Below are 7,102 nucleotides of genomic sequence, written 5' to 3' on the forward strand. Positions count from 1 at the left end.
CTCGCTCAAGCTGCCGAGAGAAAGCCGAGGATCAGGTAAAGCTGATCAGGCGTCATCAGCGACGGGGAGTTGCCGGCATCAATATTGTCGACGAGACAGAGATCAGGGCGGGCGCGACGAACTCGTTCCAAGGCCTTCCTCTCAACGAACTCACTCTCGCGGCTGTACATGAGCATCACGCGGGCGTCGAGCTTGGCCATCATTGGGAACAGGTCATACTCGCGCCCGGTCATCGCCTCGAAATTTCCGGTCGTGGCGGGATCGAACCCAAATCGAAAGCCGCCCGGACCTGCAGCAATTCTATTGTCGATGAAACGGTCCAAAAACGGCTGTTCGACCTGCACCATGCTCGGCTTTGAGGCGCTAAGATATTCCCTCGCTGCAGCGCGCGTCTCGAAAATGAGCGTGCTTTCCTGGATCACCTCTCGCCGCAGCGCGTCGACTCTCGGTCCGCCGATCATTGGGACATCATTGAGGACAATCTTATCGACGCGGCCCCGGTTCGCGTACAGGAACAGAATCAGGATCAAACCGCCCCACGATGTGCCGACGAAATGGTTCTCCTTGCCGGCAAATTGACCGAGCGCCCGCAAGCACCTCGAATAGACTTCGATGTCGTAACCCGACCCCAGATAGGCGCTGCGCCCACGGCCGAGCAGGTCAGGGCAAATTACCAAATAGCCGTTGCGGCAGAGGAAGGCCGCCAGATAGTCGAAATCGGCTCCATTGCCGGTGAACCCGTGCAGACAAAAAACGGTGCCGCGCGGCTGGGCTGCCGGCTGCCAGATGCGCACGAACATCGACGCATAGCGGTCGCCAAGGCGGATGAGGATTTCCTGGGTCAGCGCCTCAATGGACACTACCTTGTCCATCACGCGTCCCGCTTGCGGACGGCGCGCTTCATGGAGCCGCGCGCATCGATGAAGTCGCGCTTCCAGTAGACGGATTTGTCGGGGTTGAGCAGCTTCGCCTCTTTGATCAAGGGCAGGATGTGCGAGGATGAGCGCGTCACCATTATCGTAGCGGCAACGGAGTTGCCACTGGGATCGGAATTGAGCGGACCGTTGTTCGCGACCCACGCCTCAGCAATTTCGCTGCTGGTCACGATCCAGCCGACATAGGCAACGATGGCATCGTCGATCGAGCCGATCAGATGCGTCTGCTGCTCGAGCTGGTAACGAAGCGACTTCACCATCTGGCCGAATTCATAGCCGTCGAATGGCGGATAGTGAGCGATGAAGTTGCAGACAAGCCCGAGCGAGACCGGGTTGAAGGGAACGCGGGTGAAGAGGAGATTGCTCATGCGGACTCGGGGGTTGGAAACGGGCGCGAGATTATGCTGAGCAGCCAAGGTAGGGCTAGTGGGGAAATGGGAATCGACCGCCGGCACCGCCGCAATGCTTGGACTGCAGCCGTCCAATGCTTGCGCTACCCATTGACGGGCAGTTCCCTCACTTCTGCCGGAAGGCCGTATGCAGGGACGTGGTCAGCGGCCCCAGAATGTAGTCCAGCGCGGTGCGTTCCTCGGTGACGATCATGACCTGCGCCGGCATGCCGGGATAGAGCTGGATCTGCGGCGCGGCGGCGAGTTCCTGCTGATCCACCGCCACGTCGGCAACGTAATAGGGAAAGCCGGTCTTGGCATCGGTGACGCGGTCCGCCGAGACGCGGCTGACGCGGCCGTGGATGACCGGCGTCGTGCGCTGCTTGTACGAGGTGAAGCGGACCTCGGCCGTCATGTCGGCGCGCAGGCTGGATATGTCCTCGACCTTGACCTGCGCTTGAACGATCAGCGAATTCCTGGTCGGCACGATATCCAAAATGGTCTGGCCGGGCGCGACGATCGCGCCGGTCGAAAAGACGGTCAAGTCCATCACCTGGCCGTCATAGGGCGCGCGCACTTCGGCGCGGTCCACCGTGGCCTGTGCGGCAAACATCTTCGGCACCAGATCGGCAAGGTTCGACTGGGTGTCGATCAGCATGGCCGAAAGTTTTGCGCGACGCTCGTTGGTGAGCTGCGCGATCTGGCTTTCGAGTTCGGCCTTGCTCTGGCGATTTCCGGCGATCTCGCCGAGCGCCTGGTCGATCAGGCCCTGCAGGTCGGAGGCCGAGCGGTCGAGCTCCAGGATGCGCGGCTTCGTCGTCAGCCCCGCCTTCAGCAGCTTGTTGAGGCTCGCCTTTTCGTCGATCGTCGACTTGAGCTGCGCGCGGAAGGACTCGACGCGCGCCTGCTTGCCATCGATCTGCTCGTCGAGTTCGGCGATGCGCTTCTGCAGGATCTGCCTGGCGCCGGCCATCGAGGCGCGCTGGCTCTCGAGGTCGGCAATCTGGTTGGCCATGGCGTCCTGCAGATAGGCCTGGTGCTCGGCGGTGATGTCGTTCGGGAAGGCAACCGCCTCATGGCCGTCGAGCTCGGCGCGGATGCGGGCATCGGTGGCGCGCAGCAGCGCATATTGCTGGGAATAGAGGTTGAATTCCGACCGGGCGCGGGTGTCGTCGAGCAGCACCAGCACATCGCCGGCCTTGACGATGTCCCCGTCCTTGACCCGGATTTCCTTCACCGTGCCGCCGTCGAAATGCTGGACGCTCTTGCGGTTGCCCTCGACCTTCACCACCGCATCGGCAAGCACCGCGCCATTGAGCGGCGCGACCGCGGCCCAGCCGCCGAACACGCCGAAGAAGGCGGTGATGATGAGCAGGCCGATCCACACCGGTGCCCGGATCGAATCCGCATTGGCGCCCGCATCTTCGGTGCCGGAGAGGTTGCTATAGGAAGCGGCGATATCGGTCATTGGGCCGCCATCGTAATCGGTGCCGCGCGCTGGTTGAGCAGCGCCACGATTTCGTTTCTCATGCCGAAGGCTTCGACCGCGCCATCCCGCAAGAGCAGGATCTTGTCGACATTGGCCAAAGTCGAGGGCCGGTGCGAGACGATGATCACCGTGCTGCCGCGACGCTTCAGCTCCAGCGCGCAGTCGGCCAGGGCGCGATCGCCGTCGGCATCGAGATTGGAGCTCGGCTCGTCGAGCACGATGAGGTTCGGCATGCCGAAGACGGCGCGGGCAAGCGCGATGCGCTGCCGGTAGCCACCGGACAGCACCGCCCCGCCCTCGCCGATCTGCGTCTCGTAGCCTTGCGGCAGCCGGATGATCATCTCATGCACGCCGGCGAGCCGTGCCGCCTCGATCACCTCGCGGTCGACATCGGTCTTGAAGCGGCCGATATTGGCGGCCACCGTGTCTGAAAACAGCTCGATGTCCTGCGGCAGGTAGCCGATATGGTCGCCGAGCGCCTCCCTTCCCCACTGCGTCATGTCGGCGCCATCGAGCCTGACCGTGCCGCGGCTCGGCTGCATGATGCCGGCGAGGTGACGCGCCAGCGTCGACTTGCCGGCGCCGGAAGGGCCGACGATGCCGAGCGCCTCGCCTGCCTCGAGCCGGAACGACACATCGCGCAGGAGCACCTTCTGCAGGCTGGGAATGGCGAAGCTCAACTGCTCGACGGCGACCTTGCCGGTGGGCTTCGGCAGGTTGAACGAGCGTTCGCCCTGCGCGCCGCCGTCCAGCAGCCTCTCGACCCTGCCAAGGGCGGCCCGCGCCAGGATCAGGCTGCGCCAGAGGCCGACGATCTGCTCGACCGGCTGCAGCCCCCTGCCCAGCAGCAGGCTGGCCGCAAACATCGAGCCGCCGGTGATCTGCCGCTCGATCACCAGATAGGCGCCGAGGCCGAGGATCAGCGACTGCATGGTGAGGCGCAGGAAGCGGATCAGCCCGGACATGACCGCTGCCCGGTCGCTCGCCCGCCCCTGCTGGCCGAGCGCCAGGCCGCGATCGCGCCCCCAGCGCCGGACGAGGCCGTCGATCATGCCCATGGCGCGGATGACTTCCGCGTTCCTGAGGCTCATTTCGGTGAAATTGTAGTTGGCCGTGGCAAGGTCGTTGGCCTGCTTCAGCGGCGCCCGCACGATATATTCGTTGAGCACCGCCATGGCGATGAGGAGCAGCGAGCAGCCCAGCGCGAAGAAGCCGAGCCAGGGATGCAGGAGGAAGATGATGCCGATATAGATCGGCGACCAGGGCAGGTCGAACAGGGCATGGATGCCGCTGCCGGTGATCACCTGCCGGAAGGTGTCGAAATCGCGGATCGGCTGGCTTGGCGAGGCACCCTGCGACGGGGTCTCGACGGAAGCCGCCAGGATCCTGGCCGAAAGCAGCCGGTCGAGCCGCGCGCTGGCGCGCGTCAGGATCGCGGCGCGCACGAGGTCCAGACCGGCGAGCGCCAGGAACGCCGCAAGCAGCACCAGCGTCAGCATCACCAGCGTCGTCTCGCTGCCGCTGGTGACCACCCGGTCGTAGATCTGCAGCATGTAGAGCGGCGACGCGAGGTAGAGCAGGTTGATGGCCAGGCTGAACACCGCCGCAAACAGGAAATAGCGGCGGCAGGCGCCAAGCGCTTCCCTGACGATTTTAGGCTTGCCGTTCAATTCCAGAACCCCACTCGATACACGTCAGGCCGAGTTTTCAGAGGGGCGAGCCGCCGCTGCCGGCAGCCCGCCTGTCGGTTCACACCAGCTCGCTCGTCCCGCTGCCGATTCCCGTCAGGGTGAACTCCGCCGGATTGTAGGTCACGACCGTATGGCCCTCGCCGTCATCGGCGAGCTTGAAGCCGCTCGCATCGTAAGTGCCGAGCAAATGCAGCGTGGCATTGTGCGCGCCGTCCGAGACGGTCAACGTGCCGCCACTGCCATCCTGGCTCGCCTGATAGACGACCGTCGTTCCGACACCGAACAGGATGTCATTGAGGTCCAGCTTGTCGTCGTTGGTGATACCGCCGATCCGTCCGCTGTAGTCGAAGGAGTCGTCGAGCTCCAGCGTGCCGGCCGCATTCTGCGCAAAGGTGACATCCGTCGACGAGGCTGCGCCGAATTCCAGCTTCGACAGGTTGCCGATCGTGGCATCGCCGTCACCGGTGACTTCGCCGTGGATGACAATGTTGCCGCCATTGGCCGAGAGCATGCCGGAATTCGCCAGCCCGCCGGCGACGACCAGGCCGCCCGAACCGGTCGCTTCCAGCATGCCGGAGTTGGTGACGACGCTGCCGCCGGTCTCGATGACCAGGGCATTGCTGCCAGAGGCGATGATCGTGCCCCTGTTGTCGAGGCCGAGCATGCCATCGCCCAGTTGGCCGGCGCCCGAGATCGTGTTGTCGACATTGACCAGCGTGACGTCCGGACCGGTGCCGGAGATGACGTTGGCCGCGCTGTCGGACAGGACGACCTGCCCGCCGCCCTCAAGGGTCACGCCATGCTGGATGATCTGCAGCAGGGTCTCGGCGCCGGTCGAGTTCAGCGCAATGATGCCGCTGTTGTTGACCGTGCCGCTCAGCGGCAGCAGGGCGCCGTCGCCAATCGTCATGGTGCCGGCGTTGTTGACTACCGGAGTCTGGTCGAAGACGAAATTGCCGGCGCCGAGCGCGGAGGAGTGCACGCCTTCCAGCGTGATCGACTGGCCGTCGGCGAGCGTGATCACCGCATTGCCGCTGGCGTTGTCCGCGGTATGCGCCTGGACGTCGGCGAAGCTCTGGAAGCCGGAGTAGCCGATGAGGTCGATCTGGTCGGCGGCAGCATCGAAGCTGTGCACGGTATCGTTGCCAATCGGCTGCGAGAAGACGAAGAGATCGTTGCTGCTCGAGCCGGTGAGCACGTCGTCGCCCGACCAGGCAAAGATCGGCGAAACCGGCGCGTAGGCCTCGACGTTGTCGGCGATGAACTTGGTGCCCGTGGTGCCGTCGGCATTGGTCCAGGTCATCTGGACGTCGAGCACCGCCGCGCCCACGAAATCGGCCGGCGTTGTTACCGTCAGCTCGTGCACCGCGGAGGACTGCACCGTCCAGGAGCCGTCGGCATTCTGCGTGGCCCCGTCGATGGTCCAGCCGGAAGGCAGATCCTTCACTATGACAGTGACGGCCTGACCATCCGACGGGTCGGTGAGTGCAAGGTTGATCGGCTCGCCGGCGGTGCCGGCGGGCTTGAGGCCGGTTTTGGTTGTCGAGGCGTTTGTGTTACCAGCCGAATCCGAGAAAGCCCCGCTGTCGATCAAAAGAGTATAGGATGAGCCGTTGTTACTCCCGGCGCCTTTGTCCACCTGGAACGTGTATTGAGTATGGGCTGCATTGAAGCTTCCCGACCCGGCTATGACGCTGACATTGGCCAGGCCGGAAACGTGCATCACGTCGGAGAGGTTCACGAAATTTGCGTTGACTGCCGAGGTGAACGTTATCGTGACGGTACTTGGCGTTGAGTTGTTTCCCTGCTTGCCATCTACGACAGAGGAGATCAGCGTTGAGCTGACCTCGGCGGTGCCATTCACCGTAATCGTGACGGTTTGAGTGTCCGATGCGCCGTGGTTGTCCGTGCTTTGGACCGTATAGGTAAGTGTTAGGGACTGGCCGGCAGCAAGGTAATCGAAAGCCTGCGTGCCAGAATTGAAAGTCCAGCTGAGGTTGTGGATGTCTGTCGGGTTGGCGGCCAAGCCTGATGTTGGCGAGACTGCCAGCATTGCCAGAAGCTGGGCGTTGGTCAGGCCGAGACCGGCCGTCGTTCCCGAGGCCACGACAGCCGTGACCGAGGAATTGACCGTGTCTGCAACATCAGCGTCGGTTACCGTCAAGGTACCGTTGGCCGTCAGGCCGGCGTTTGTCTCCGTCAAAGTAGCCGACGCAGTATCGGGAGTTCCGGTTCCCACAAGATGAATATCGGGGTTGTCGTTGGTGCCGGTGATGGTCACCGTCACCGTGCCCGTCGCCGTGCCGTCCTGGCTCGTCACCGTGAAGGTGTCGCTCACCACCTGGCCGGCGGTCAGCTCGTTGTGCGCGCCGTTGCCGGTGTAGGTCCAGGCGCCGTCGGCGTCGATCGAGAAGTCGCCATAGGTGCCGGCCGCGTTGGTCTGCGCCACCACATGCGCTTCACCCGTGTCGGGGTCGGTGATCGTCAGCTGGCCGCTGGCGTTCAGCGCCGCTGCCGTGTTGCCCTCGGTCACGGACTTCGAGTCCGAGCTCACCGTCGCCGCGTCGTTGGTGCCGGTGATGGTCACCGTCACCGTGC

At 63.9% G+C, this 7,102-nt stretch carries 5 protein-coding genes; all 5 read right to left on the minus strand.

Annotation, left to right across the window (positions count from 1 at the left end; translation table 11 throughout):
• Window positions 1-5 precede the first annotated feature (5 nt).
• Window positions 6-872: an alpha/beta hydrolase gene (locus CK218_RS20085; RefSeq protein WP_095828637.1), complete on the minus strand. Its 867-nt coding sequence runs from the start codon at window positions 870-872 to the stop codon at window positions 6-8.
• On the minus strand, window positions 872-1,303 hold the full coding sequence (locus tag CK218_RS20090; protein ID WP_095783143.1) for a hypothetical protein: 432 nt from the start codon (window positions 1,301-1,303) through the stop codon (window positions 872-874). Before CK218_RS20090 ends, CK218_RS20085 begins: the two co-directional genes overlap by 1 nt.
• 148 nt (window positions 1,304-1,451) lie before the next feature.
• Complete coding sequence (locus CK218_RS20095) at window positions 1,452-2,792, minus strand: HlyD family type I secretion periplasmic adaptor subunit (protein WP_095828638.1); 1,341 nt, start codon at window positions 2,790-2,792, stop codon at window positions 1,452-1,454.
• On the minus strand, window positions 2,789-4,483 hold the full coding sequence (locus CK218_RS20100) for a type I secretion system permease/ATPase (RefSeq protein WP_095828639.1): 1,695 nt from the start codon (window positions 4,481-4,483) through the stop codon (window positions 2,789-2,791). Before CK218_RS20100 ends, CK218_RS20095 begins: the two co-directional genes overlap by 4 nt.
• Window positions 4,484-4,562: 79 nt before the next feature.
• A partial coding sequence (locus tag CK218_RS20105) for a VCBS domain-containing protein (protein WP_210201072.1) occupies window positions 4,563-7,102 on the minus strand: 2,540 nt, incomplete at its 5' end.

Source organism: Mesorhizobium sp. WSM3879, assembly GCF_002294915.1.
Classification (GTDB): Bacteria; Pseudomonadota; Alphaproteobacteria; order Rhizobiales; family Rhizobiaceae; genus Mesorhizobium.

What these genes read in the sequence shown, in the direction of transcription:
- CK218_RS20085 (WP_095828637.1), bottom strand. Translation starts at nt 872, where the DNA reads ATGGACAAGGTAGTGTCCATTGAGGCGCTGACCCAGGAAATCCTCATC.
- CK218_RS20090 (WP_095783143.1), bottom strand. Translation starts at nt 1,303, where the DNA reads ATGAGCAATCTCCTCTTCACCCGCGTTCCCTTCAACCCGGTCTCGCTC.
- CK218_RS20095 (WP_095828638.1), bottom strand. Translation starts at nt 2,792, where the DNA reads ATGACCGATATCGCCGCTTCCTATAGCAACCTCTCCGGCACCGAAGAT.